The organism is Nocardia arthritidis (assembly GCF_011801145.1).
Taxonomy (GTDB): Bacteria; Actinomycetota; Actinomycetes; order Mycobacteriales; family Mycobacteriaceae; genus Nocardia; species Nocardia arthritidis_A.
Genome location: NZ_CP046172.1, coordinates 6,053,959 through 6,077,938, shown reverse-complemented (window position 1 = coordinate 6,077,938; position 23,980 = coordinate 6,053,959). Strand labels below are relative to the sequence as shown.

Annotated in this window: 23 protein-coding genes; 13 read left to right on the top strand and 10 right to left on the bottom strand. The window is 67.7% G+C overall.

The features are described from left to right. The 8 genes from F5544_RS27290 to F5544_RS27255 form a co-directional block, all read right to left on the bottom strand. Positions 1 to 1,194, bottom strand: a complete 1,194-nt coding sequence (locus F5544_RS27290) for a peptide synthetase (protein WP_167475830.1) — start codon at positions 1,192 to 1,194, stop codon at positions 1 to 3. Positions 1,195 to 1,221: 27 nt separating this feature from the next. Next, the gene (locus F5544_RS27285; protein ID WP_167475829.1) at positions 1,222 to 2,265 is read right to left on the bottom strand and encodes an NAD-dependent epimerase/dehydratase family protein; all 1,044 of its coding nucleotides are present in this window, start codon (positions 2,263 to 2,265) and stop codon (positions 1,222 to 1,224) included. A 5-nt stretch (positions 2,266 to 2,270) separates the two neighbouring features. Then, complete coding sequence (locus F5544_RS27280) at positions 2,271 to 2,636, bottom strand: hypothetical protein (RefSeq protein WP_238846690.1); 366 nt, start codon at positions 2,634 to 2,636, stop codon at positions 2,271 to 2,273. Continuing rightward, complete coding sequence (locus tag F5544_RS27275) at positions 2,633 to 4,306, bottom strand: fatty acid CoA ligase family protein (RefSeq protein ID WP_167475828.1); 1,674 nt, start codon at positions 4,304 to 4,306, stop codon at positions 2,633 to 2,635. Before F5544_RS27275 ends, F5544_RS27280 begins: the two co-directional genes overlap by 4 nt. After that, a complete protein-coding gene (locus tag F5544_RS27270) occupies positions 4,303 to 5,202 on the bottom strand; it encodes a hypothetical protein (RefSeq protein ID WP_167475827.1) in 900 nt (299 codons plus the stop codon). Before F5544_RS27270 ends, F5544_RS27275 begins: the two co-directional genes overlap by 4 nt. Before the next feature lie 8 nt (positions 5,203 to 5,210). Beyond that, positions 5,211 to 6,260 (bottom strand): 3-oxoacyl-ACP synthase III family protein, encoded by a 1,050-nt coding sequence (locus tag F5544_RS27265; protein WP_167475826.1) that lies wholly within the window; start codon positions 6,258 to 6,260, stop codon positions 5,211 to 5,213. 452 nt (positions 6,261 to 6,712) lie between these two features. Continuing rightward, positions 6,713 to 7,072, bottom strand: coding sequence for a hypothetical protein (locus F5544_RS27260; RefSeq protein ID WP_167475825.1), 360 nt, complete (start codon positions 7,070 to 7,072; stop codon positions 6,713 to 6,715). Positions 7,073 to 7,149: 77 nt separating this feature from the next. Beyond that, a complete protein-coding gene (locus tag F5544_RS27255; RefSeq protein ID WP_167475824.1) occupies positions 7,150 to 7,827 on the bottom strand; it encodes a TetR/AcrR family transcriptional regulator in 678 nt (225 codons plus the stop codon). 122 nt (positions 7,828 to 7,949) lie between these two features. On the opposite strand from F5544_RS27255, the gene F5544_RS27250 reads away from it, so the two are divergent. The 6 genes from F5544_RS27250 (at position 7,950) to F5544_RS27225 (ending at position 15,053) form a co-directional block, all read left to right on the top strand. After that, on the top strand, positions 7,950 to 9,506 hold the full coding sequence (locus F5544_RS27250) for a succinic semialdehyde dehydrogenase (RefSeq protein WP_167475823.1): 1,557 nt from the start codon (positions 7,950 to 7,952) through the stop codon (positions 9,504 to 9,506). Between the two features lie 28 nt (positions 9,507 to 9,534). Continuing rightward, positions 9,535 to 10,362 (top strand): SDR family NAD(P)-dependent oxidoreductase, encoded by an 828-nt coding sequence (locus tag F5544_RS27245; RefSeq protein ID WP_167475822.1) that lies wholly within the window; start codon positions 9,535 to 9,537, stop codon positions 10,360 to 10,362. Positions 10,363 to 10,482: 120 nt separating this feature from the next. Further along, the gene (locus F5544_RS27240) at positions 10,483 to 11,655 is read left to right on the top strand and encodes an SPFH domain-containing protein (protein ID WP_167475821.1); all 1,173 of its coding nucleotides are present in this window, start codon (positions 10,483 to 10,485) and stop codon (positions 11,653 to 11,655) included. A gap of 823 nt (positions 11,656 to 12,478) precedes the next feature. Then, the gene (locus tag F5544_RS27235; protein ID WP_167475820.1) at positions 12,479 to 13,999 is read left to right on the top strand and encodes a hypothetical protein; all 1,521 of its coding nucleotides are present in this window, start codon (positions 12,479 to 12,481) and stop codon (positions 13,997 to 13,999) included. Between the two features lie 3 nt (positions 14,000 to 14,002). Continuing rightward, positions 14,003 to 14,506, top strand: a complete 504-nt coding sequence (locus F5544_RS27230) for a hypothetical protein (RefSeq protein ID WP_167475819.1) — start codon at positions 14,003 to 14,005, stop codon at positions 14,504 to 14,506. 40 nt (positions 14,507 to 14,546) lie between these two features. After that, on the top strand, positions 14,547 to 15,053 hold the full coding sequence (locus F5544_RS27225; protein WP_167475818.1) for a hypothetical protein: 507 nt from the start codon (positions 14,547 to 14,549) through the stop codon (positions 15,051 to 15,053). Here F5544_RS27225 and F5544_RS27220 read toward each other — a convergent pair. Both F5544_RS27220 and F5544_RS27215 read right to left on the bottom strand, forming a co-directional pair. Then, positions 15,047 to 15,841 carry a putative protein N(5)-glutamine methyltransferase gene (locus tag F5544_RS27220; protein ID WP_167475817.1) on the bottom strand — a complete coding sequence of 265 codons (795 nt, stop codon included), beginning with the start codon at positions 15,839 to 15,841 and terminating at the stop codon, positions 15,047 to 15,049. The two genes, F5544_RS27225 and F5544_RS27220, sit on opposite strands and share 7 nt — an antisense overlap. A gap of 87 nt (positions 15,842 to 15,928) precedes the next feature. Beyond that, entirely contained in the window at positions 15,929 to 16,804 is an 876-nt protein-coding gene (locus F5544_RS27215; RefSeq protein ID WP_167479512.1) for a YdcF family protein, read from the bottom strand. A gap of 218 nt (positions 16,805 to 17,022) precedes the next feature. Here F5544_RS27215 and F5544_RS27210 point away from each other — a divergent pair, with 218 nt between their 5' ends. From F5544_RS27210 to F5544_RS27180, 7 genes are all read left to right on the top strand, one after another. Then, a complete protein-coding gene (locus F5544_RS27210) occupies positions 17,023 to 17,862 on the top strand; it encodes a bifunctional 5,10-methylenetetrahydrofolate dehydrogenase/5,10-methenyltetrahydrofolate cyclohydrolase (RefSeq protein ID WP_167475816.1) in 840 nt (279 codons plus the stop codon). A 220-nt stretch (positions 17,863 to 18,082) separates the two neighbouring features. Next, complete coding sequence (locus F5544_RS27205) at positions 18,083 to 19,408, top strand: MFS transporter (RefSeq protein ID WP_167475815.1); 1,326 nt, start codon at positions 18,083 to 18,085, stop codon at positions 19,406 to 19,408. 93 nt (positions 19,409 to 19,501) lie between these two features. Continuing rightward, a complete protein-coding gene (locus F5544_RS27200) occupies positions 19,502 to 20,224 on the top strand; it encodes a GntR family transcriptional regulator (RefSeq protein ID WP_167475814.1) in 723 nt (240 codons plus the stop codon). A 119-nt stretch (positions 20,225 to 20,343) separates the two neighbouring features. After that, on the top strand, positions 20,344 to 20,886 hold the full coding sequence (locus F5544_RS27195; RefSeq protein ID WP_167475813.1) for a thiamine pyrophosphate-binding protein: 543 nt from the start codon (positions 20,344 to 20,346) through the stop codon (positions 20,884 to 20,886). Between the two features lie 2 nt (positions 20,887 to 20,888). After that, entirely contained in the window at positions 20,889 to 21,479 is a 591-nt protein-coding gene (locus tag F5544_RS27190) for a thiamine pyrophosphate-dependent enzyme (protein WP_167475812.1), read from the top strand. Further along, positions 21,476 to 22,840 (top strand): aldehyde dehydrogenase family protein, encoded by a 1,365-nt coding sequence (locus F5544_RS27185; RefSeq protein ID WP_167475811.1) that lies wholly within the window; start codon positions 21,476 to 21,478, stop codon positions 22,838 to 22,840. The genes F5544_RS27190 and F5544_RS27185 overlap by 4 nt, the downstream gene beginning before the upstream one ends. Next, on the top strand, positions 22,837 to 23,976 hold the full coding sequence (locus F5544_RS27180) for a mandelate racemase/muconate lactonizing enzyme family protein (RefSeq protein WP_167475810.1): 1,140 nt from the start codon (positions 22,837 to 22,839) through the stop codon (positions 23,974 to 23,976). Before F5544_RS27185 ends, F5544_RS27180 begins: the two co-directional genes overlap by 4 nt. The last annotated feature ends 4 nt before the right edge of the window (positions 23,977 to 23,980 follow it).

Sequence of the window (23,980 nt, the reverse complement as noted above, 5' to 3'; positions counted from 1 at the left end):
TCAGTCCGCCGCGGCGGGTGCGAATTCGCGTTCCAGCGTCGCGGCGATCCGGTCCAGCAGCGCCTCCAGCCGCTCCTCGACGCCGACGCCGTTGCGGGCGGATACGGTGATATGGGTTCGGCCATCGTATTCCGCGACCCCGAACAGCAGCGGCATCATCCCGCTGTGTTGCGGCAGCATCCGGATATCGGTGGCCCGCCAGCCGGGCACGGACAGGTCGTCGAGGCGGAAGCGGCCCATATTGCTGACGGTGGCCGAGACCATATTCCGGCCGAGCCGTGCGCCGATCCAGTTGCCCGCGTGCATGATCGCGTGCGCAACGCCGTCGGGGAACGCCAGCAGGCCGCCGTTGTTCATCTGGTTCAGCTCGCGCTTCTCCGCGAGCCCGGTGCGGATCCGCGCGTTGATCGCGCGCCAATCCTCGCCGGGTGCGACGTCGACGAACAGCGGCAGTGCCAGATTCGCGGTGGAGCGCAGCTCCGGAGCGTGCCTGCGCAGATCGACCGGAATCATGAAACGTGAAGTGGCGCCCGCGGTTTCGGCGAGGATCGCGGCCACCCGGGCGAGCGGGCTCTTCCCGGCGATATCGATGGTCCGCTGCCGCAACAGATGTCGCTTCATACCGGGCAGCTGCCTGCCGTGACCGGTCGCGGCCGGATAGATCGGCAGTATCGGCGTCGGCTTGCCTGGCGCGCCGATCCGGGAGACGAGTTCCGCGTCCGCGATCGGATCGGCCGCGCCGATCGGCTCCTCGCCGCGCAGCGCACGGAAGATATCCAGCACCCACATCACCGTGCCCATACCGTCCATGACGCCGTGAAAGGTGCGCACCACCAGGGTGACCGGCGCGCCGGTGAGCAGCAGCACCTCGCAGGTGCGATCGGAGGTCGGTCCGATCGGGCTGGTCAGCACCGGATCCTCCTCCAGCAGCGGGTATTTCACCGTCGCGCCCGGCACGACGCGAACCGCGGCGGCCTGGCCGCTGTCCACCCAATACCGGCCGTCGCGGATCAGCCGGGAGCCGGGATTCGCCGCCGAGGCGATATCGACGGCCCGCTGCACCGCACCCGGGTCGAGGTCACCCGAGCCGTGAATGACTATCTGCATCAGGAACGGCGGCGCGAGTTCGCGCGCCCACAGATACATGCGTTCGGTCGGCGAGATCCGCCTGCGGAAAACGGTGTCAGTGCTCATCGGTGCTCCGATCGGCGAGTGTGCGGTTCAGCGCAGGTCGCGGGTGAGTGCGGCGATGCCGCCCTGCGTTTGCAGCCAGTCCAAAAAGCTTTTGAGCCCGGTCTCCCGGTCGACAATCGGCTGATAGCCGAAATCCCTTGTGGCAGCAGAGGTGTCGTAGGTGGCGCTGCGGGTGAGCAGCGCGAACGCGTAGCGCGACAGCGGCGGCGACCAGCGGGTGGCGACGGCGGGCACCCGCCAGATCGTCTCGATGACGTTCACCACGGCGGCGATCACCCGCGGGTTCGGTTCGCGGCGGAGCGGCGGATAGCCGAGGTCGGCGCCGACCTGTCCGAGAAACTCCCAGACATCGGTCTTTTCGGCATCGGCGACGAAATATGCCTTGCCGCCCACCGCATCCGAGGCCGCCGCCTTGACACAGGCGTCGACGATATTGTCCACGTGGCACAGCGAGGCGTACACCTGTCGGCCGAACGACAAATCGGGCAGCCGTCCCGCTGCGGCGCGGCTCAGCAGCCGCACGATCGGCCCGGACCGGTCACCCGCACCCCAGATGGCGCGCGGCCGCAGCGCGCAGGTGCTGAATCCCGCGGTGTTCCCGGACAATACGGCGCGCTCGGCAGCCGCCTTGGTCTCCGAGTAGAGGTTCAGATAGCGATGCGGATAGGGAAGCGACTCGTCGACATCGAGCAGATCCCCACCGTGGTAGTCCATGAGCGCGCTCGGGCTGGAGATGAACACGAACCGCGCGGCCCCCGCGGCCCGGGCCGAGCCGAGCAGACGGGTGGTGGCGCGCACGTTCTCCGACCAGAACTGCTCCCGCGTCCCACGCTCGTCGACCCTTGCGGCACTGTGGAATACGGTCTCGATGTCCACGGTGGCGCGGTCCAGCGACGCGGGATCGGCGAGGTCGCCGACAATCACCCGCACCCGGTCGATGGCGGGCCCGAGATCGTCGAGCCTGCTGCTGCCGCGCACGAGGATCGCCACCTCGTGTTCGCCGTCGTCGACCAGCCTGCGCACCAACGCCCCGCCGAGAAACCCGGACGCCCCCGTTACCAACACTCTCATCGTCTCTACGCTCCCTTCCCCGACTCCACGCTTACCGGGGAAGCGAAGCGCCCCCGGTAACGGACCAGCGTCTGCTGAGCACGACGAAAGCCGAGCGCCAGCGAGGCGTCGTCGTGCTCAGCCCGCCAAGTCATTCCGAATATTTGCGTGAGCAGTGCGGTGCGTGCGGGCGGCCGTCCCGACCCTTGGGCCGCCCGCAGCGCCGCCGGTATCTGCGCGGCGTGCACCACGACGCTGAGGAACGCGTCGATCCAGAACACCGCACGCAGCACCCTGCTCTCCGGCGCGTTGCCGGTGGCCGCGGCGGCGACGCCACCGGCCAGGTACACCCATCCGAGCACCGGAATCGCCCGCAGCGCATAGGTTTTCATCGCGCGACCCCGAGCTGCTTCGCCGCCCAGACGGCGAGCTGTTCACGCCCGATCTTGGCGTTGTGCCGGATATCGACCGGGAATTCCCGGTGGCACAGGAAATCCGAAATCGTCCTGGTGAGCTCGAATTCCGCGCCGCGCGCCCGCAGCGCCGCCTCGACGGCGGCGGCATCGGCCCCCGGCTCGAGTTCGAAACACAGCACCGGCCGCTGCGCGCCGCGCGGCCCGACGCCGACCAGCGCGGTGCGGGCGACGCCCGCGACGACATTGAAGACCTGCTCCACCCGCACGGTGAACATCGGCCCCGCCGCGGTGACCACCCGCTGACTCTTGCGCCCGCAGAACCAGATCCGGCCGTCGTCGTCGATCCAGGCGAGATCGCCGGTGCGATGCCAGATCCGGTCGCCCTCGGCGATCTTGCCGAACAGATTCGCCGATTCCGGCCAGTAGTACCTGCTGCTGACATTCGGCCCGGCGACGACCAGTTCGCCTATGCCACCGGTTTTTTCGAGCTCGGCCGCGAGCTCGTCGACCCGCTCCCAGGTGGGTATCGGATCGTCGGTGACGGCGATGATGCGCGCCTCGACCCGGTGCGCCGGACGTCCGATGCAGGTGCCGTCACCGCGGTGCGTCCGCTCGGTGAGACCGGAGAACAGTTCCCGGGATTCGATGGTGGACATCGGCAGCGCCTCGGTCGAGCCGTAGCCCGCGAAGATCAGGATCTCCTCGGGCAGCACCTCGCGCAGTCCGGCGATGCACCAGTCCGGCACCGGCGCACCGCCGGAATAGATGCTGCGCAACGATTTCAGATCCGCCGGGTGTCGCCGCAGGTGCGCCAGCAGCGGGATGAGCACCGCGGGCGAGGCGAACATGGTTCGCACGCCGAATGTTTCGATAGCGTGCACCACATGCGCCGGATCTGTCGCGCCGACCTTGCTCGGGATCAGCGGCGGTAGCACGCACCGCGATCCGAGCAGCAGATCGAGAATTCCGACCAGCGGCAGGGTGATCAGCGAGGTCTGCGGCGCGATCTCACCGCGCGCCACGTGCACCTGCTCGACCATCGCGGCCAGGTTGCCGTGCGTCATCTCCACCGCTTTGGCGGGACCCGTACTGCCCGTGGTGAATCCGATGACGAGCAGATCGCCGTCCGGCGCCGGTGTCGCGGCGGGCAGTGTCCCAGCGGGTACCCGGCCCCACTCGCGCAGCGTGTCACCACCCCAGAACCACCGCCTGCCGACGGTGACCGCGGTGCGCACCCGGCGGAAGCCGCCGCGGAACAGCACCCGCAGCGCATGTGCCTGCGGTATGCCGATGAACGCCTCGGCGTCGACGGCGCGCAAGCAGCGCAACATCTTTCGCACACCCATGCCCGGATCGATGACGACCGGTACCGCGCCGATCTTCAACAGCCCGAACAGGATCGCGTAGAGCTCCGGGCTCGGCAGCACCAGCACGATGGTGCGGGTGCCGGATCCGACGCCCGCGGCCCGCAGATGTTCGGCGATGGCGTCGGACCAGGCGTCGAGCTCGCGGTAGGTGATATCCCGGTAGGCAGGCAGGCCATCGGGATTCGTGCCGTCCGGGTAGAGCACGGCCTCGCGGTCGGGCTCGCTCCGGACGACCTCGCGGAACCGGTCGATGGCCTGCCAATAGGTTCCCGTTGTCACGCGGGGGCTCCCACGAGCGCCGGAAGGCGGTAGAGGGATGCGGCTGCGGCCGGACCCGCGCCCGCCGCCACGAACAACACCTGCGTGTGCGTACCGAATCCACCCCCGGCGAGCGCCCGCGCGTAGGCCAGCGGCAGCGCGGCGGTGTGCGGGTCACCGTAGGTGAGATCCGGGGTGAACACCGAATCCGCCTCGATACCAAGGCTTTCCGCCAACCGCAGCGGGAATTCAGCAGTCGGCGTCGAGGCGATGAGCGCGACGCCGTCGGTATCGATCAGCACGCCGCGCGCGGCCCGCACCGCGACGTCGAGCAGCCGCTGCGCGAAATCCGGCTCCCGCTCCACGGTCATCAGGCCGCGACCGATCGGACCCATGGTCGCGGTGTCGACGTAGGCCTGCACCGCCGGGGTGCCCTCGCCTGCCACGGTGTGCACCCGGCCGAAACCCTCCGGCTCGTCGGTGCGCGCCAGCAGCAGCGCGGAACCCGCTGTGCGGTAAGGAAAGTCGTCGGCGGCCGCGAAACGGGTCAGCGACGGGTGGGTGTCGCCGGAGACGACCAGGACGTGCTCGGCGCTGCCGGTCTCCAGGATCGACGCGGCCACCTGGACGGCGTTGAGCACACCGGTCGCGCCGTTCATCAGATCGAAGGAGAAGGTGCGCGGATCGTCCTTGGCGTACTCCAGCCCGATCCCCGCCGCCCGCTGGATCAGCGCCGAGACGGCCGGTTCGACCGTATTCGAGTCGCGGAAGATGCCCGCGTTGATCAGCACGCCCACCTGATCGGGCCGGATTCCGGCCAGCTCCAAGCTCTTTCGAGCCGCGCGCCCACCGTGCTCGACCGCGCTGTGCGTGTCGTTGCCGGTGCTCACCCCGACGGATTCGATACGAATGCCCATGATCGACCTCAGACCTTCAGCGACGAGATGGTGGTTGACACGAATCCGGTGACGATGCCGGAGGCCGCGGGGATGAGCAGCAGCTTCGAACCCGCCGGGATGGCCTGCTCGCTCAGCTGGTCGTGCAGCACGATGAAATGCGAAGTGGTGGAGGTGTTTCCGTACTTCTCGATAACCCGCAGGTCCGGTGGCATCGGGCTGCCGAATTCGCGCTCGCAGATGGCGTTCATCCACGGGATGGCCGCCGCGCCGAACTGGTGGTGGATGACGTAGTCGAACTTCTCGTCGGCGAATACCCGCCCCCGCGAGGCCAGGAAGGTCTGCTGCGCATCGGTGCCGAGCAGGAACCGGTCTTCGTTGTGCATCCGGCGGTTGTCGGTGTAGAGCGCGATACCCTGGGTCCGATCGCTCGGCATGCCCAGGCAGCACAGCGAATATTCCGCCGCGGTCATCAGCTCGATGTAGTGGATGACATCGTTCTCGTCGACCGCCTCGTCGAGTACCACGGCCGCGCCGGAATCGCCGACCGACAGCGAGGCGAACTGCAGATCGTATTTCTCGGAAATCTCGTCCACCGCGGTATCGGCGATAGGGGTAATCGCCTCGCCGCTTACCACCAAACCGTTCCGGACGGCGCCGGAACGGATCATCCGGTCGAGAATGTAGGCGCCGGTGAGCATTCCGGCGCAGGCATTCGAAATATCGAACGTAATGGCATTGTTCGCGCCGATATGCCGGGCGATGGCCCCGGCGAAGGACGGTTCCATGTACATCCGGGTCGCGTGCCTACTGCGCGTGATCGAACTGGAGATCACCACGTCGATCTCCCCGGCCTCATACCGTGACCTGGACAGACAGTCCGTCGCGGCCTTGATCGCGATGGCGAAGGAGTCCTCGTAATCGTCCGGATCGGTGGCGTGCACCCGACGTTCCTTGACACCCGTGATTTTTTCGAGATCGAAAGTAGGGGGCTCCTTCAGGCGGGAAAGCAACTCCTGAGTTGTAACGACTTTCTCGGGCAGATAGGCACCGATGGATTCGAACCGAGAATGCGACACGTGCGCTCCTGGGAATCGTTGATTGTTACGGTTCCGGATCGTCTCTGATCGTCGGTGCGACGGACACTACCCGACGGTAACTAGGAACGGCTATGCACAACTCGGACGAATCTTTCTGGGACAGTTACCCTTTCGAGATAGCTGTTTCAGCGAGTCGCACCAATGGTGCGTTTGCTGGCAATGATGGGGCTTACCGTGCGCTCGCATCCGGGCACTGCCCGCTCGGAGCATGTGCGGTGGTTCGCGTCGATGCAAGTTTCGTGGTGCAAGGCGCGCAATGGCGAACGCGCGGCTAATGGTGTTGTGCCCCTAGGGCCTGTGGCCCTAGGGGTGTGGTCATAGCGAATCGATGTGAGTGACCTCACTACGGCTCGTCCGCGTACTCTCGCGTACATCCCGCATTTCGGAACGGAAATGAACTCCGTTGCGGCGCAACGAGACCCACTGCGCCGTCAGTTGCAGTCGAAGGTGCCCTCGGTGACCTGTCCGCTGTTCCACACCGCTTTCCAGTCGGTGGTCAGGGCTCCGGTGCAGAAGTGCACCCAGTCGAGAGTGCCTGTGCTGCTGCTCCGTTGCGCTACTTCCACCCCGTTGGCGAAGATGCGGGCGCTGATCACATTGTTCGTTACCCCTGGGGGACAAACGTTCTTGCCGTGCAGGAGCAGGCGTGACCGGCTCCCGTCGACCATGCCCCAACTGGCGGTGACCGAGCAGCCCTGGGCCTCGGCCGACGCGCTCGCGGTAGGGGTCAGCAGCAGTCCCGCGGCGATGGTGATCGCCGCGGCGAACAGCGGCATGGCACGTTTGCCCATGATCTCTCCGATTCGATTGGGGGCCGGGCATTTTCATCCGGCCACACCTGAGATCACGCGGATCGCGCGGCCGGGGTTCAATCGGCGAAGATGCCGGGCAGTTCCATCGCGTAGGCGAGGTCGTCGCGGGTGCCGAGGGTGGTGAGCAGCACCCGGATCATCGTGAGCCGTGCCGCGGCAACGATTTCCGCGTCGGGCTCGCCGCCCGGCGTCGCACCGGAGGCGATCCGGTAGACCACGTATTCGCAGACGTGCAGTGCCGCATCGAGATCCAGCGGGCTCGGCACGGGACGGCCGAGGGCGGTGAAGGTTTCGCGGACCAGCGCGCGTATATCGTCGAAGGCCCGCTCGCGGTACGCCGATACCGGTGAGGCCGGGTCGTGGAGTTCGGCGAACAACGGCCGCAGCATCGGTCCGTGCCCGCGGGCCCAGTCGAGATAGGCGTCGATGAGCCGGATGCCGAGCTGCACCGGTTCGTCGGAGCCGGTGAGCGCCTCCCTGATCCCGCCGACCAGCCCCTCGTTGGACGCGGTGAGCAGTGCGTGCAGCGGTTCGGTGGCATTGCCGAAATAGCGGTAGAAGGTCGGCCGCGCCAGACCGGCCTGCTCGATGATCTGTGCGACGCTGAGCCCGCGCGACCCAACCCTGGTGAAGACCTCGGCCGTGGCGAGCACGATCCTGGCCCGCACCTCGCCGGCCTGTTCCGGCGTCTGCGGCGGGCGGCCGCGTTTCGGTGCGGCGGTATCAGTTGCCATCGTGGCGCCTCACAACCCGGAGCTTGTCATACCTGTGCCGCACCCGAAGAGCTTGACACGGATCCCGGCGGGCACATTAATCTAACACCACTGTTCAGTTAATTGTGGGAGAGGGCGGAACCATGACCCAGCTGGCCGAACCGCGGGCGCTCGCCGAGGTGGCGTCGCTGCTGCGGCACGCCGTCGCGGGCGGTGCGCCCGCCGTCGAGGTGTACGCGCCCGCCACCGGGCGCAAAATCGTCGACCTGCCCCAGTCGTCCACCGCCGATATCGACCGCGCCTTCGCCGAAGCCCGTCGCGCGCAACAGGTTTGGGCCCGTACGCCGGTCGCCGAGCGGGCCGCGGTGCTGCGCCGCTTCCACGACATCGTGCTGGCCGAACAGGACGCGATCCTCGATATCGTGCAGACCGAGACCGGCAAGTCCAGGGCGCACGCCTTCGACGAGGTCGGCGATGTCGCGGTGAACGCCAGGTATTACGCGTCGGTCGCCGGGCGGCTGCTGGCCACCCGCAGGCCGCGCGGCGTGCTCCCGGTGCTCACCCGGGTGGATGTGCGGCACCGGCCGAAAGGCGTTGTCGCGGTTATCTCGCCGTGGAACTATCCGCTCGCCCTCGCCGCATCCGATGCGCTGCCCGCCCTGATCGCGGGCAATGCCGTGGTGGCGCGCCCGGACAACCAGACCGCGCTCACCGCGCTGTGGGCCATCGATGCCGCCGAGCGCGCCGGCCTGCCGCGCGGACTGTGGCAGGCGGTGCTCGGCCGCGGTTCGGCCATCGGCGGCGAGGTGATCGCCCGCGCCGACTACATCGACTACACCGGATCCAGCGCGACCGGCCGCACCATCGCGCGGCAGGCGGGGGAGCGGCTGATCGGCTACTCGCTCGAACTGGGCGGCAAGAATCCGCTGCTGGTACTCGACGACGCCGATATCGCCCGCGCCGCCAAGATCGCGGTGCGCGCCTGCTTCGCCTCCGCCGGGCAGCTCTGTGAATCGATCGAGCGAATCTACGTGCACGACAAGGTGTACGACGCGTTCACCGCCGAATTCGTGTCCAACGTCAAGGAAATCAGGCTCGGCGGCGGCCTCGACTTCGACAGCGATATGGGTTCGCTCACCTTCCAGCGCCAAATCGACACGGTCGCCGCGCATGTCGACGACGCGGTGGCCAAGGGCGCGACCGTGCTCGCGGGCGGTAAGGCGCGGCCCGACCTCGGCCCCTATTTCTACGAACCGACCGTGCTCGCCGGCGTCCGGCCCGGCATGACCGTCTATCGGGAGGAGACGTTCGGACCCGTCGTCTCGCTCTACCGGGTCGGCAGCGACGACGAGGCCGTCGAACAGGCCAACGACACCGCGTACGGGTTGAACGCCAGTGTGTGGACCCGGGATACGGCGCGCGGCCGCGCGGTCGCGGCCCGGATCAACGCCGGGTCGGTGAACGTCAACGAGGGTTTCATCGCCGCTTGGGGCAGCGCCGACGCGCCATCCGGTGGGCTCGGCATCTCCGGCACCGGGCGCAGGCACGGTCCGGAGGGGCTGCTCAAGTACATCGATACGCAAACCATTGCGGTGCAACGGGTATTGCCGATCGCGCCGCTGCCCGGCATGTCCGAGGAGCTGTGGGCCAAGGCCATGACGGCCTACTTCGGCGTGATGAAAACGCTGCGCCAGAAATAGCCTTCCCACCACATCGAACAGGAGCGTAATGAAAACGGTTGCGGGCAAACGGGTTCTGATCACCGGTGCGGCGATGGGTCTCGGCAGGCTGTTCGCCGAGCGCGCGGTGAGCGAGGACGCGGCCGCCGTCGTGCTGTGGGATATCAACGAAGTCGCGCTGCGCGAGACCGCCGCCGAACTCGCCGCGCGGGGCGGCACTGTGCACCACTACACCGTCGACGTCGCGCGGCCCGAGGCCATCACCGAGGCGGCCGCTGCGGTGCGCGCGGACGTCGGCGATATCGACATCCTGGTCAACAACGCCGGAATCGTGCGCGGCAACAACTACTTCTGGGAGACGAAGGATCGCACCGACATCGATAAGACGATGGCGATCAACTCCCTCGCACCCATGTACGTGACGCTGGAATTCCTGCCCGCCATGGTGGCCGGGACCGGCGACGCCTGTGTGCTCACCATCGCCTCCTCGGCGGGATTGGTGGCCAACCCGAGGATGAGCGTGTACGCCGCCTCCAAATGGGCCGCGCTCGGCTGGTCCGATTCGGTGCGCATCGAACTGGAGCAGGCCGGGCATACGCACGTCACCGTCACCACGGTGTGCCCGACCTACATCAACACCGGAATGTTCGACGGCGCAAAGGGTTTCCTGTTCACCCCGATCCTGGACGCCGACTCGGTGGTCGACACCGCGTGGCGCGAGATGAAGGACGGAACCCCGCTGGTGGTGTTGCCGTGGACCTCGCGGCTGAACCGCGCCATCTCCGGACTGCTACCCATCAAGTTGCGCGATATGTTCCTCAACAGCGTCGGCGTATACCACTCGATGGACGACTTCACCGGCCGCACCCGTTCATGAGACATTAACGCGGCCTGTGCTCCGATGGATACTGACATCGCAAGGGGCGCAGGCTTACCGCGCCGTGGTTTACTCTGGCGCTGCGGGTAAGCTGTGCCCGAGGGAGGACGGAACACACACATGGGCCTGATGGACATGATCAGGGGCGAATTCGTCGACATCATCGAATGGCTCGATGATACGAATACGACGTTGGCCTGGCGCTTTCCCCGCTACGAGAACGAGATCAAGAACGGCGCCGAGCTGATCGTCCGGGAGGGTCAGCAGGCCATCTTCGTCTACCGCGGTCAGCTCGCCGACACCTACGGTCCCGGCCATTACACGCTGACCAGCGAGAACATGCCGATCATGTCGACGCTGCAGGGTTGGCGGTACGGGTTCAACAGCCCGTTCCGGTCGGAGGTCTACTACATCAACACCCGCCCGGTCACCGATCTGCGCTGGGGCACACCGCAACCGGTCACGGTTCGCGACCCCGATTTCCGCATGGTGCAGGTGCGGGCCAACGGCACCACCATCGTGAAGGTGATCGATCCGGCGACGTTCCTGCGTCAGGTGATCGGCACCGAGAGCGTTGTCGATATGGAGCAGATCACCGAGATGATCCGCCGCAATATCGCCCTCGCCTTCTCCGATATGGTCATGGCCAGCGGGCTCGGCGCCATCGACCTACAGGGCCGTCAGGTCGAATTGTCCGATAAGCTGCGCGAATTCGTCGCACAGCGGGTGCAGTCGTTCGGGCTCGGCATCGACGCGGTCACCATGACCATCTCGCTGCCGGAGGAGATCCAGCAGGCCATGACCCGCGGTGTCGCGCGCGGTCTGGAGGAGAGCGGCTACATCAACAATATCGGTGATGTGAACCGCCTGACCCAGGTGCGGGCGGCCGATGCCATGCTCGCCGCCGCGCAGAACGAGGGCGGCGGTGTCGCGGGCGCGGCCATGCAGGCCGGGCTCGGCGTGGTGCTCGGCGGTCAGATGGCGGGTGCGGTGCAAGGCGGTTTCCCGCAGCAGGGGTACCAGCAGCAGGGCTACCAGCCGCAGCCGCAGCAGGCCCCGCCGCCGCTGCCGCAGCAGCAGGTCTTCCATTTCGAGCTGAACGGGCAGGCGGCCGGGCCGTTCCCGATCGACCAACTGCGCCAATATGTTTCGAGCGATCAGCTGACCCGCGACACCAATGTGTGGAGCGAGGGCATGGCCGGGTGGGCCGCCGCGTCGACGGTGCCCGCGCTACAGACGCTGTTCGCCGCGCCGCCGCCGCTGCCGGGCAACCCGCCGCCGCTGCCGCACTGAGTGTTCGGCCCTCGGAGTCGAATCTTGTTGCATATCAACGGATTCGGCTCCGGGGCCGAGCGTTGTCCATTCGGCGATATGGCAGCTCGAGCAGCCGTATCCCGAGGGTTTCGCTCGAAGTCGGGACCGAACAGTTCGCGAAGGAGACACATCCGTGTCAGGGGGAGAACATACGGTTCCGCGGACGGAGCTACCCGCTCCGACGCGGCGGCATCCGGCTCGCCCGGCCCAGGTCCTCGGCGGCGCTGTCGAGCACCCGGCCCTCAAGCATAATCCGCACCACCCGCCCGATGTGGCGCGCGCACAGAACCAGTGAACAAACGTGAATTACCAACCGCCGCAACCGCCGCCACTCCCGGGTAACCCGCCGCCCACCGGCCCGGCCCCGGACCGGACCCCTTCCGGTCCACCGCCGCTGCCGGGTCCTCGCAACGATGGCCCGCCATTCCCGGGATCCGGCCCACAGATAGGCCAGGCCCCAGCCGGTCCGCCGTCGGCAACTCCCTACCCGCCCCAGAACTTCGGAGCCGGTCCGATGTCGCCGCCCGCTGGATCCGCCGCTCCGGCCGGTCCACCGCCGCTGCCGCCGCGATCGGCCGATCCGTATGGTGCGACGCCGCCGTCCCCGCGGATGGGCACTGGTCCTGCTGATCCGGCACAGTCGGGCATGCCTTATCCGGGCAGTTCGATGTCGTTGCCGCCGCAGGGAGTTGGCGTGTCGTCGGATGGTCTGCCGCCAGCGCAATCGGGGGGTGCGGGTTCCGCTCCGCCGATTGGGCAGGTTCCGGCAGGTCCGCCGCCATCGCCGCAGGGTGGTGTCGGGGTGGCCGGTCCGCCGCCGCTGCCCCCGCAGGGCGGTCCGGGGATGGGTGGTCCGCCGCCGCTGCGACCAACCGGTCCGCCGCCATCGCCGCCGGGCGGTGTCGGAGTGGGTGGTCCGCCGCCGCTGCCGCCGCAGGGCGGTCCGGGGATGGGTGGCCCGCCGCCGCTGCGTCCGGCCGGTCCGCCGCCGTTGCCGCAGCAGCAGTCGGGCGGGCCGCAGTTCGCGGGACAGCCGGGCTACGCGGCTGCGCCGGTCGCCACAGCGGGGCCGAATGTCGCTCCGGCGATCGGGATTCAGATTGCGCCGCAACCTGTTCCGGCCAGGCAACAGGAACAGGATCAGTCCGCGCCGGAGGTGGCGGATCGGGCGATGCTGCATCGCACCGAGTTGACGCGCACCTATCCGTGTTCGGCGTGCGGTGGGCAGTTGGCCTTCGATATCGCCAGCCAGAAGTTGCGCTGCCCGAACTGCGGCAACTATTCCGAGATCACCGCGCCGAATACGCCGCCGCAGACGCGCGAATTGTATTCGGCCATGGCGGAATTGCGGGAGCTGCAGGCGAACCGATCCGGTCCGCAGGTGAGCGGGCAGTGGGAGGTGGTCTGCCAGAACTGCGGTGGTAAAACCGAATTCAACGGCAGCCTGACCGCGACCAAATGCCCTTACTGCGCGACGCCGATCCAGCGCGACGATGTGCACAACGCCCCGGCCCGCCTGCCGGTGGACGGCCTGGTGCCGTTCCGGATCGATGAGAAGCAGGCCAGGCAGCTCATCGAAAAGTGGGTCACCAGGCGGTGGTTCGCGCCGAGCGATTTCAAGAAGTACCGACGTGTCGGCGCGTTCTCCAGCCTGTACACCGCCTACTTCACCTATGACGCCGACACCAGCACCTGGTACGAGGGTGAGCGCGGCGACGACTATCAGGTGCGGGTCGGCACCGATGACGACGGCGATCCGATATACGAGACGCGCACCAACTGGTATCACGTATCCGGGCAGGTCGCCAATGATTTCGCGGATCTGCCGGTGCTGGCCAACGACGGCGAGAACCTGGACCGCAAGCGGATCGCGTCGCTGGAACCGTGGCCGGTGGACGAGGCCCGTTCGTATTCACCGGAATTCGTGGCCGGGCACCTGTGCCGCACCTACGACAAGGATGCCGAGCAGTCGCTGCCGGAGGCGCAGCAGCGGATGGAGCACGCCATCGAATCGACGGTGCGCTCCGATATCGGCGGCGACCACCAGCGCATCCACAATCTCCAAATCGATTGGCGCTACCTGGGTTTCAAACATCTGCTGCTGCCGATCTGGCTGCTCACGGTGATATACAACGAGAAGCCGTTCCAGGTGTACATCAACGGTCTCACCGGGCAGGTGTCCGGCGATCGGCCGTGGAGCAAGGTGAAGATCGCGCTCGCGGTGCTCGCGGCTGTCGTGATCGTCGTCATCGCCATCGCGATCTTCAGTTATTTACGCGCACACGGACATTCGACCAGTCATTCGACGCATACCAGGAGGTAGCGCATGATCGTGATCTTGCTGATCGTGGTGGTGCTGATCATCGCGGGCGTGGTTGGTGCGGTGGTCGTGCTCTCGCGCAACCAACAGCGTTCGCAGGCCGCGGCGAACGAGGTCGTCCCCGGCCGTCCGACCCGCGCGCCGATCTCCTGGGCGGGTTCGCACGATCCGGAGGCGCGGCTGCACCGCCGGTTGCGCGACGCGATGGCAGCGCTGCGCACGGTGAGCGCCATCGACAACGGCACCAGCATCGTGCTGCGCGCGGATCTGGAGCAGACGGCGCTGTCGATAGACGACCATCTCGTCGCCATCTCCGGGTTGCCGCAGGCGAACAAGGCCGAGTTGCTGGCCGCGGCGACGAAGGCGGTGGAAGCCGTCGAGACCGGTGTAGCAGAATATGCGTCGTCGGCGACAAGGGCCGATACCGCGCAGTTGGAGTCGGGTCTGGGAGCGGTGCGCGACCAGCTGACGTTGATCGCCGAGATCGAGAAGAGCCTGGGCTCTCGGTGATCCGGTCGCGACGCGCGGTGCGTTGAAGGGGAGGTAGGTCATGCAAGCCGTGCTAGGCCCACTTATACCGGTGGGGATCATTTCGTTCATCGTGATCATGATCGTGGCGAGCAAAAGCGGTATCAGGAAGCGCGAACAGGCCCAGGCAAACCAGGCGAACGAGGTCATCCCCGGCCGCCCCACCCGCGCCCCGCTGCACTGGCTGACCTCCAACGAACGCGAGGCACTGCTGCACCGTCGATTGCGCGACGCGATGGCGGCGCTGCGCACGGTCATCCCCTTCGACAACGGAATGGGCCTGAACCTACGCGCCGATCTGGAACAGTCGGCGCTGGCGGTGGACGATCACATCGTCGCCCTCTACGGCGTCGCGCCCGCCCTGCGCGGGAACCTCCTGATGACCGCCCTGCACGCGGTGCAGGCGATCGAAGCCGGTGTCGCGCAGTACTCCGAGGCCGTCACCCAGGGCAATGTCGCCCAGCTCGACCAGGTGCGCAAACAACTCGCGATGGTCGCCGAAATCCAAAGAAGTTTCGGCCCTTACTGATTCGGTCGAGTGCCGATCACGGCGGTCGCGTAGTACTCATCCGATTCCGCCACCCGCGCGGTCAATCCGCATCGTTCGAGATACGCCGCGGCCGATTCGACCTGCGCCGCACCGGCTTCCACGAACACCTTGCCGCCCGGCGCCAACCAGTCCGGCGCCGCCGCCGCGACCCGGCGGAATACCGCCAACCCGTCATCCCCGCCGTCGAGGGTGATGCGCGGTTCGTAATCGCGTGCCTCGGGCGGCATATCCGCGATCGCCGCGGTCGGCACATACGGCACGTTCGCGAGCAGAATATCGATGCGCCCCGCCAGTTCCCTTGGCAGCGCGGCGAACAGATCGCCCTGGTAGACCCGCCCACCGAGTGGTTCCAGATTGCGCCGAGCACAGTCCACCGCGGCCGGTTCGATATCGCTCGCGACGAGCTCGACGCGAATCCCCTCGAGCTCGGTCGTGAACGCCATCCCCAAAGCCCCCGAACCGCAACACAGATCGACCGCGACCACCTCGGTGCGACCGGTCACCGCGGCCACCGCCTCGTCCACCAGCAGCGCGGTCCGCCGCCGCGGTACGAAAACCCCCGGCGCGACGGCGACCCGCAGCTTGCGAAACTCCGCCCACCCCACCAGATATTCCAGCGGCGTCCCGGAAACCCGCTGCGCGACAAGACTTTCCAGCTCGGCACCGGTAGCGGCCGCCTCGATCAGCAGCCGGGCCTCGTCCTCGGCGAACACACACCCCGCCGCCCGCAGCCGCGCGACCACCGCGGCGTCATCCGTCGACATCATCCGCACATCCTCGCCACCGTCGTCCGGTGACGCCAATCATTAACACGCGCCGTGCGGGCGATGACTCGCCCGCACGACGCACGCGGATCAACGAGCGGTTGCCAACCGGAAGGTGCGGGTGGCATCGAGGTAGATGCCGCGCTGACTCTGCCGGGCGGGCGGCGGAAGCTGCGAGACCAACTGGTCCAGCGAGGTCGTCGCGCCCACCACCCGGACCCCGGCGACGATGAAATCGGCGACGGCGCGGCGGATGTGGTTCGGCGATGTCACCACGACGGCGCTGCTCGCACCGAGATCGCGCAGCAGTCCGGCGCTGTACAGGGCGTTCTGCACTGTGGATCCGGCCCGGTTCTCCACGCTCACCCGGTTCGCGGGCAGCCCGTGCCCGACCAGCCAGGCGCGCATGGCCTCGGCCTCGGTGACGCCGTTCTGCGGATTGCCGCCGGTGACGACCACCGGGGACAACGGTGACGCGACCGCCTGCAGCCAGGCTGCCTGCAGCCGGTTCACCAGTTCGGGGCGCAGCGCGCCGTCGGGCAGCAGCCCGTAACCGAGCACCACGATGCCGGTCTGCGGGCCGACCAGCGCGGGCAGCGGATTCGGCAGTGTGCCGACGGCGGCGCCGATCGCGTTGAGCACGTTGGTGGTTCCGGCGGCCATGGCCGGGTCGAGCGCGTTGAGCCGGGCCATCGCATCGGCCATGGCGGGCAGGTCGTTGGCGTAGTGGGACCAGATGGCCTGCAGCGCAAGCGCCTCCGCGTCGCGCGGATCGGCGCCGAGCAGCGTGCGCAGGTCGGCGCGGCCCGCGGCGTCGTCGCCGTCGGTGAAATTGCGCTGGGCGGAGTTGTAGAGGGCGTCGGTATCGGGTGGTGCGGCCTGAGCGGGCAGGCCGGATAGTCCGGTGAGGGCGATGGCCGCCGCGGTGGCGGCGACCACGGTTTTCACATGCTCCGAGATCTTCACTACAGTCGACACCTTTCCGAGCGTGGAGCGATCTTCAGGTACGTCAGCTGGCAGTTAGCCGGTGGCTCAGCACCCAACACGATACGACCGGTTACCCCGATGAACACGTAATTGCTCGCCGTATTCGGTGGATGAATTTTCGAATTGCCGACAAAGCGGGCGAACCGGGGCGATCCGCTGTGCCCGCGGTCCGGCGGCCCCGGATAAGGTGTGACAACGTGGATACCGTTTCGCTCACCGGCAAGGAACTCGCCGCCGCCGTCAACGCCGATACCAAGCAGCGCGCGGCCGCGCTCGACCCGGCCCCGCGCCTGGCCCTGGTCGTCGCCAATGCCGATCCGGCGAGCGCCTGGTATGTCAACTCGCTGCGCAAGGCCGCCGAGCGGCTCGGAATCGCTTGCGACACGGTCGATCTCGGTGCGGACGCGAGCGCGGAAGCGATCCGCGCCGAACTCGCGGCCCGCAGTGCCGACGCCGCGACCGACGGGATCATGCTGCAGACCCCGCTGCCCGCGGGCGTCACCCTGAACGATGTCTCGTCCGCGATCGTCGCCGCCAAGGATGTGGACGGCGTGAGCCCGCTGTCGCTCGGCCTGCTCGCCTCGGGTCTGCCGGGCTTCGTCGCCGCCACCTCCGAGGCCGTCGTCGAAGTGCTGAAGCATTACGAAATCCCGCTGTCGGGTCGGCATGTCGCGGTCGTCGGGCGGTCCAACATAGTCGGCAAGCCGCTGGCCCAGCTGCTGCTGGCCGAGGACGCGACGGTCACGGTGTGCCATTCCCGCACCGCGGATCTGGCCGCCGTCACCACCGCCGCCGATATCGTCGTCGCCGCGGCGGGCCGGGCCGGGCTGGTCACCGGTAAGCATGTGCGGGAGGGCGCGGTGGTGATCGATGTCGGCACCAACGAGGCGGCCGACGGCGGCATCGTCGGCGATGTCGACGCGGATTCGGTGCGCGGCAAGGCTTCCGCGCTCACCCCGGTGCCCGGCGGGATCGGCCCGGTGACCACGGCGCTGCTGCTGCGGCATGTGGTGGTCGCCGCGGAGCGGTCACGCTGAGCGCATCCGGTTCCGTCGCGCGACGGAACCGCTGACACCGCAACGACATCCCCGTCGTCCCGAGCTGAACCGGGACGGCGGGGATGTCCGCGTTCCGGGATCTTCGCGAAAACCCTTGTGCGCCAGGTCACAACATAAGTAGCATGCTACACATCAAATAAGGCATGTCACTTCACAGGGTTGCATGCCAACACGGCTGGCTCTGCGCTGTGGAGGAAAGATGAATCAGGCGACGTCCCGCATCGCGGCGGACCCGTTGCAGGAGAACGCGATTCGCAAGATCACGCTGCGGATGGTCCCGCTGCTGATGGTCGGCTACATCGTGAGCTACCTCGACCGGATCAATATCGGTTTCGCCAAATTCGGCATGGAGAAGACATTCGGGATGAGCGCCACCCAATACGGATTCCTGGCGGGCATCTTCTTCATCGGATACGTGCTGGCCGAGGTGCCGAGCAATGTGATCATGACCAGGGTCGGCGCCCGGCTCTGGCTGAGCCGAATCCTGGTGACCTGGGGAATCATCGCCACCGCAACGGCTTTCGCGCCCAATCTGCCGACGGCGTACGCGCTGCGTTTCCTGCTCGGCGTCGCCGAGGCGGGCTTCTTTCCGGGCATCATCGTCCATCTCACCCGCTGGTATCCGAACGACCATCGCACCAAAGTGATTTCGACCGTCATGGTGTCCATCCCGATCGCCAGCGTGCTCGGCGGCCCGCTCAACGGCTGGATACTCGACGCCTTCGACGGTGCGCTCGGATTCAGCGGCTGGCGCTGGGTACTCGTCGTCGGCGGGCTGCCCGCGGTCGCGCTCGGCGTCGCCTTCTTCTTCCTGCTCACCGAAAAGCCAAGCGACGCAAAGTGGTTGACCGACCTGGAGCGGGACTGGCTGTGCCGCACCCTCGCCGCGGAGGAGGCCGAGCGGGCACTCGTCGCGCCGGCCGGACATCGGGCCGCGCTGCTCGACAAGCGGGTGATCGCCCTCTGCCTGGCCTACTTCCTGCTGCTGTGCGGCGCGTACCCGCTCACCTACTGGATGCCGTCGGTGATCAAGGATGTCGGGCACGGGCTGACCGGCGCCCAGGTCGGCTGGTTGTCGGCGGTGCCGTTCCTGCTCGCCGCGATCTGCATGTACGTCTGCGGGCGGCTGGTGCGCGACGAGCGTTCGGCCAAACCGGTTCTCGTCGCACTGGCCGTCTCGGTGGTCGCCTTCGTGGTCACCGCCGGGAATCTGCACACCGCGGCCGTCGCGTTCATCGCGATCAGCATCGCGACCATGGCGGCGCAGACCGCGAAACCGCTGTTCTGGTCGGTGCCAACGGCTTACCTCGCCGGCGCGGGCGCGGCGAGCGGCATCGCGCTGATCAATTCGCTCGGTAACGCGGCCGGATTTGTCAGCCCGTACGCGTTCGGCTGGATCGAGGACGCGTCGGGCGGTGACACCGGGCTGGCGATGGGGGTGATGATCGCGGCCAATGTCGGTGCGCTGCTGGTCATCCTGGGGCTGCGGTGGCGGGCGCGCGACGCGGTGCGGGCGGGTGCCTAAGGGCGGCTCGCCGAGCGACTATGCTGAGGAATCGCCCGGGGCGGTTGTGCCACGGGCGATTTCCGCTTGCTCACGGGTCCATGAAGAGGTGTCTTGTCCCAGGATGAGTCGGTAGACAGCAAATCCGAGCAGATCGCCCAGGAGATCCGGGACGCGATCCGGCAGGGTCGGCTCGAACGCGGCGTGCTCTATTCGTCGCGCGAGCTCGGCGAGCGCTTCGGCGCATCGCGGACGCCGGTGCGCGAGGCGCTGCTCAAGCTCGCCGATCTGGGCCTGGTGCGGATCGAGCGCAATCGCGGGGCCAGGGTGCTCGGGCAGGACGGCCGCGGCATCGTCGACCTGTGCAGCCTGCGTGTGCTGCTGGAACCGCCCGCCTGCCGCAGCGCCGCCGCGGTGCTGACCAGCCGCGACGACGCCGAGCTGCGGGAGCAGTACGACATCATGGCGGCCACCGCCGACGGCAGCGCCGAATACTTCGCCGCCGACGAGCGGCTGCACGATCTGATCCTGCGGGCCAGCGGCAATCGGCGGCTGGCCAAATTCGTCGCCGAGCTACGCCAGACGCTCTCCCTCGACGGGCGCTACAGCGTGCCGAAATATCAGTCGGTGGAGACGGCGCTCGGCGATCACAAGGCGATCATCGATGCGCTACGCGCCCGCGACGGGGTGGCCGCCGAGCGCGCGATGCGCATCCATCTGGTGCGTTCGGGGGATCTGCTGGTCGCGCACAGCAGCGAGGACAATCGGGGGCTGGTCGCCGAGTGGCGGCGTTGGGTATCGATATCGGTGCCTGCGGGGGAGCAGATCGTCTACTGAACCGCGTTTCGGCGCTTGGGAATTCGCTGCTATCTGCTAGTTGCATGCTACTCAGGATAGGTAGTATGTTTCTATCACCTGGTGGGCTATCACCAGTCGGTTCCGGCGAAGGGGCTTTCGTGAATTCCAATGCGTACGCGGCGGCGGTCGCCGAGGGTGTGTGGGCCGCGCGGGTGGATCTGGTCGGCTACGTTCCGTCGGTCAGCGTCGCGCCCGTCATCTCGGCGCTGGTGGAAACCAGCGGTGGGCGCGACGGGCAATCGGCCACCGTCTTCCCGCTCTCCCGTGAGGAGGAGGCCGCGGGCGTGCTCGGCGCGCTGCCGCTGACCGGCCGATTCGGCGCGATCATCATGCAGGACAATGGTTTCGGAAATGCGCTGACCGCGTTGACCACCTTCAACGTCGCCTATCAGCTGCCGCTGCTGATCGTCGCCAACACCCGCGGCGGGCTCGGTGAGTACAACTCGATGATCCACACGTTCAGCCAGCATGTGCCCGGCCTGCTCGACGAACTCGGCATCAGATATTTCGAATTGGACCGGCGCAGTGGGCCATCCGACTGGCGGGCGGTGGTCACCGAGGCGGGCGTGCACGCGCGCATGACCTTCCGGCCCGTCGTCGTGCTCGCGCACTTCTGGTCCACCGACGGAAAGGCGGCCTGATCGTGAAACGCATAGACGCGCTGCGCATTATCGCCGCGCACACCGCGGACCTGCCGGTCGTGGTCACCTGTGCGGCGTCGAGCCGGGAACTGGCGGCGGTGGCCGACCGGCCGAATCACCTTTATCTGCTGGATTCGATGGGTCTGGCCGGATCGGTCGGCACCGGTATCGCGCTCGGGCTGGCCGACCGGCCGGTGCCCAAGGTGGTCACCGTCGAGGGCGACGGCTCGCTGCTGATGAATCCGAATGTGCTTGCCACGGCGGGCTTTCTGCGCCCGGCGAAACTTGTGCTGGTGCTGCTGGACAACGGCGTATACGGCGCCACCGCGAACCTGCCGACCTACGGTTCGCGAATCGACCTGGGGGAGTTGGCGATAGCGGCGGGCTGGACCGTGCGCCGGGCCGCGGACGAGCGGGAGCTCGAGCGGGGCATGCGCGAGGTGCTGACGATCGACGGACCGGTGCTGCTCCATGTGCGGCTGGCCGTCGGCAACGCGCCGGATGTGCCGAAGCTGCTGGAGCATCCGGTGGTGCTGGGCAGGCGATTCCAGGACTGGCTCGCCGCGCGGACGGATTCCGCGGAGGTCCGGTGATCACCACGATCGACCCGGCCACCGGGAAGCCTTTGGACACTTACCCTTTCACCACCGATGCGGAACTCGCGGCCGCACTGGAGCTGGCGGTGCGGCGCGAATTATCGGTGGATGAACGCGCGAACGGCCTGCGGCGGTTGGCGGTTCGGCTCCGCGATGAATCGGTGTCGCTGGCCGCGCTGATCACCGCGGAGATGGGCAAGTCGATCACCCAGGCCGCCGCCGAACTCGAGAAGTGCGCCGTCACCTGCGAGTACTACGCCGACCACTTGGCGGAACTGCTTGCGCCGCAATCGGTCGACGTACTGCCCGACACCGGCCGCATCCGAATGCGGCCGCTCGGTGTGGTTCTGGCGATCATGCCGTGGAATTACCCGTTCTGGCAGGTGTTCCGGTCGATGGCGCCCGCCATCGCCATCGGCAATCGGGTGTTGCTCAAGCACGCCGACAATGTCAGCGGGTGCGCGGTCGCGGTCCAGCGACTGTTCGACGAGGCATTCGGCCCCGGCGTGCTGACCGGCGTCCGGCTGGAACCCGAGCGGATCGGACGGCTCATCGACGATCCCGCCGTCGCGGCCGTGGCCTTCACCGGCAGCAATCGGGTCGGCGCCGTCGTGGGGGCGCGGGCCGGGCGGGCGGTGAAGAAATCCGTGCTGGAGCTCGGCGGATCCGATCCGTTCATCGTGCTCGCCGATGCCGACGTGCCACTGGCCGCGGCGGCCGCGGCCCGGTCGCGATATCTGAACAACGGGCAGAGCTGCCTCGCCGCCAAACGGATCATCGTGGAGCGCTCTGTATTTTCCGAGTTCGTCGCCGAATTGACCGGTGCGCTCGGCACATTGGCCTACGGCGATCCGGCGCTGCCCGAGACGTTCATCGGCCCGATGGCGCGAATCGATCTGCGCGACGAATTGCGCCGTCAGCTCGACGCTTCAGTAGCGGCGGGCGCGAAGGTGTTGTCCGGTGGCGAATTCGATGACCGTCCCGGCGCCTGGTTCACCCCGACGCTGATCGAGGTGCCCGGTCCGGACTGCCCGGCCTTCCGCGAGGAGACGTTCGGCCCGCTCGGTGCGGTGTTCCCGGTGGGTTCCGCAGAACATGCGCTGGCCGTTGCCAATTCGTCCGTCTACGGCCTCAGCTGCGCCATCTGGGGGACCGACCGGTCGCGGATCGATCGGCTCGCCGACCGGGTCACGGCCGGATCGGTATTCATCAACCGGATCTCCGAATCCGATCCGCGGCTGCCCGTCGGCGGCGTCGCGGCCAGCGGTTACGGCCGCGAGCTGAGCGCCTACGGCGCGCTGGAATTCGCCAATATCCAGGCGGTGCGCACCGCCCAGGTTCCGAGGAGCAGAGCATGACCATCACCCGAATCCGCACCCGCGTGGTCGCGATTCCGGTCGACCGGCCGACCCGGATGTCCAACCGCGAACTGAACGACCGGCAATATCTGCTCGTCGAACTCGAAGACGACTCGGGCGCAACGGGTCTGGGCTACACCTACGCGGGCGTCACCGGGGGAGCGCTCACCAAGCGCGCAGTGGACGACCTGCTCGCGCCGGTATATCTCGGCGCCGATGTCAACGATGTCTACGGGCTGTGGGGCCGCGCCTATCAGGAAACCCTGCTCGCGGGCCGTCGCGGCGCGGTGCTGCGCGCGCTGTCGGCGATCGATATCGCGCTGTGGGATCTGCGCGCCAAGCGCGCCGGGCTGCCGCTGGTGAATCTGCTCGGCGGCGCGGTGACCGCGTTGCCCGCGTACGCGTCCGGCGGCTACTACCGCCCGGACGACGGCGCGTGGACCGACGCCGTGCGCGCCGAGATCCGGTTCAACGCCGCGCAGGGGTTCACCGACCACAAGATCAAAGTGGGCGGGCTCTCGGTCGCCGAGGACGCCCGCCGGGTCGCCGCCGCCATCGAAACCATCGGCGACACGGGGCGACTCGCGCTCGACGCGAACAACGCCTACCGATCCGTGCCCGAGGCGCAGTCGGCGATCGAGGCCTTCGAGCGGGCGGCGGGCGATGCGGGCATCTGGTGGTTCGAGGAACCGCTCACCCCGGACGCCGTCGCGGGGCATGCCGAGCTGGCCCGGCGGATCCGCACCCCGGTCGCCACCGGAGAGATCCACCAAACCCGTTGGGAATTCCGCCATCTCATCGAATCCGGGGCCGCCGCGATCCTGCAGGCCGATGCGGGCGTCGTCGGTGGTGTCACCGAATGGGTCCGCATCGCGCACACCGCCGACTCGTTCGGCCTGCGAATGGCACCGCACTGGCATCACAACCTGCACGTCCACCTGTGCGGCGCCACCCAGAACACCCTCGTCGTCGAATTCTTCGCGCTGGACAAGGGGATCTACAACTTCGAGCAACTGCTCACCCCGGAAACGCGAATGACATATGGGGACAACAAGGTTCGGATTTCAGAGCGTCCGGGCATCGGCATCGAGCTCGACGAGGCGGCGGTGGCCAAGTACCTCGTCGAGGCGGCATAGGTCT

Bases quoted from the DNA above. Each gene is read 5' to 3' on its own strand.
- F5544_RS27180 (WP_167475810.1), top strand. From the start codon at position 22,837: ATGACCATCACCCGAATCCGCACCCGCGTGGTCGCGATTCCGGTCGAC.
- F5544_RS27290 (WP_167475830.1), bottom strand. From the start codon at position 1,194: ATGAGCACTGACACCGTTTTCCGCAGGCGGATCTCGCCGACCGAACGC.
- F5544_RS27255 (WP_167475824.1), bottom strand. From the start codon at position 7,827: ATGGCAACTGATACCGCCGCACCGAAACGCGGCCGCCCGCCGCAGACG.
- F5544_RS27245 (WP_167475822.1), top strand. From the start codon at position 9,535: ATGAAAACGGTTGCGGGCAAACGGGTTCTGATCACCGGTGCGGCGATG.
- F5544_RS27225 (WP_167475818.1), top strand. From the start codon at position 14,547: ATGCAAGCCGTGCTAGGCCCACTTATACCGGTGGGGATCATTTCGTTC.
- F5544_RS27220 (WP_167475817.1), bottom strand. From the start codon at position 15,841: ATGATGTCGACGGATGACGCCGCGGTGGTCGCGCGGCTGCGGGCGGCG.
- F5544_RS27240 (WP_167475821.1), top strand. From the start codon at position 10,483: ATGGGCCTGATGGACATGATCAGGGGCGAATTCGTCGACATCATCGAA.
- F5544_RS27285 (WP_167475829.1), bottom strand. From the start codon at position 2,265: ATGAGAGTGTTGGTAACGGGGGCGTCCGGGTTTCTCGGCGGGGCGTTG.
- F5544_RS27205 (WP_167475815.1), top strand. From the start codon at position 18,083: ATGAATCAGGCGACGTCCCGCATCGCGGCGGACCCGTTGCAGGAGAAC.
- F5544_RS27230 (WP_167475819.1), top strand. From the start codon at position 14,003: ATGATCGTGATCTTGCTGATCGTGGTGGTGCTGATCATCGCGGGCGTG.
- F5544_RS27250 (WP_167475823.1), top strand. From the start codon at position 7,950: ATGACCCAGCTGGCCGAACCGCGGGCGCTCGCCGAGGTGGCGTCGCTG.
- F5544_RS27270 (WP_167475827.1), bottom strand. From the start codon at position 5,202: ATGGGCATTCGTATCGAATCCGTCGGGGTGAGCACCGGCAACGACACG.
- F5544_RS27260 (WP_167475825.1), bottom strand. From the start codon at position 7,072: ATGGGCAAACGTGCCATGCCGCTGTTCGCCGCGGCGATCACCATCGCC.
- F5544_RS27280 (WP_238846690.1), bottom strand. From the start codon at position 2,636: ATGAAAACCTATGCGCTGCGGGCGATTCCGGTGCTCGGATGGGTGTAC.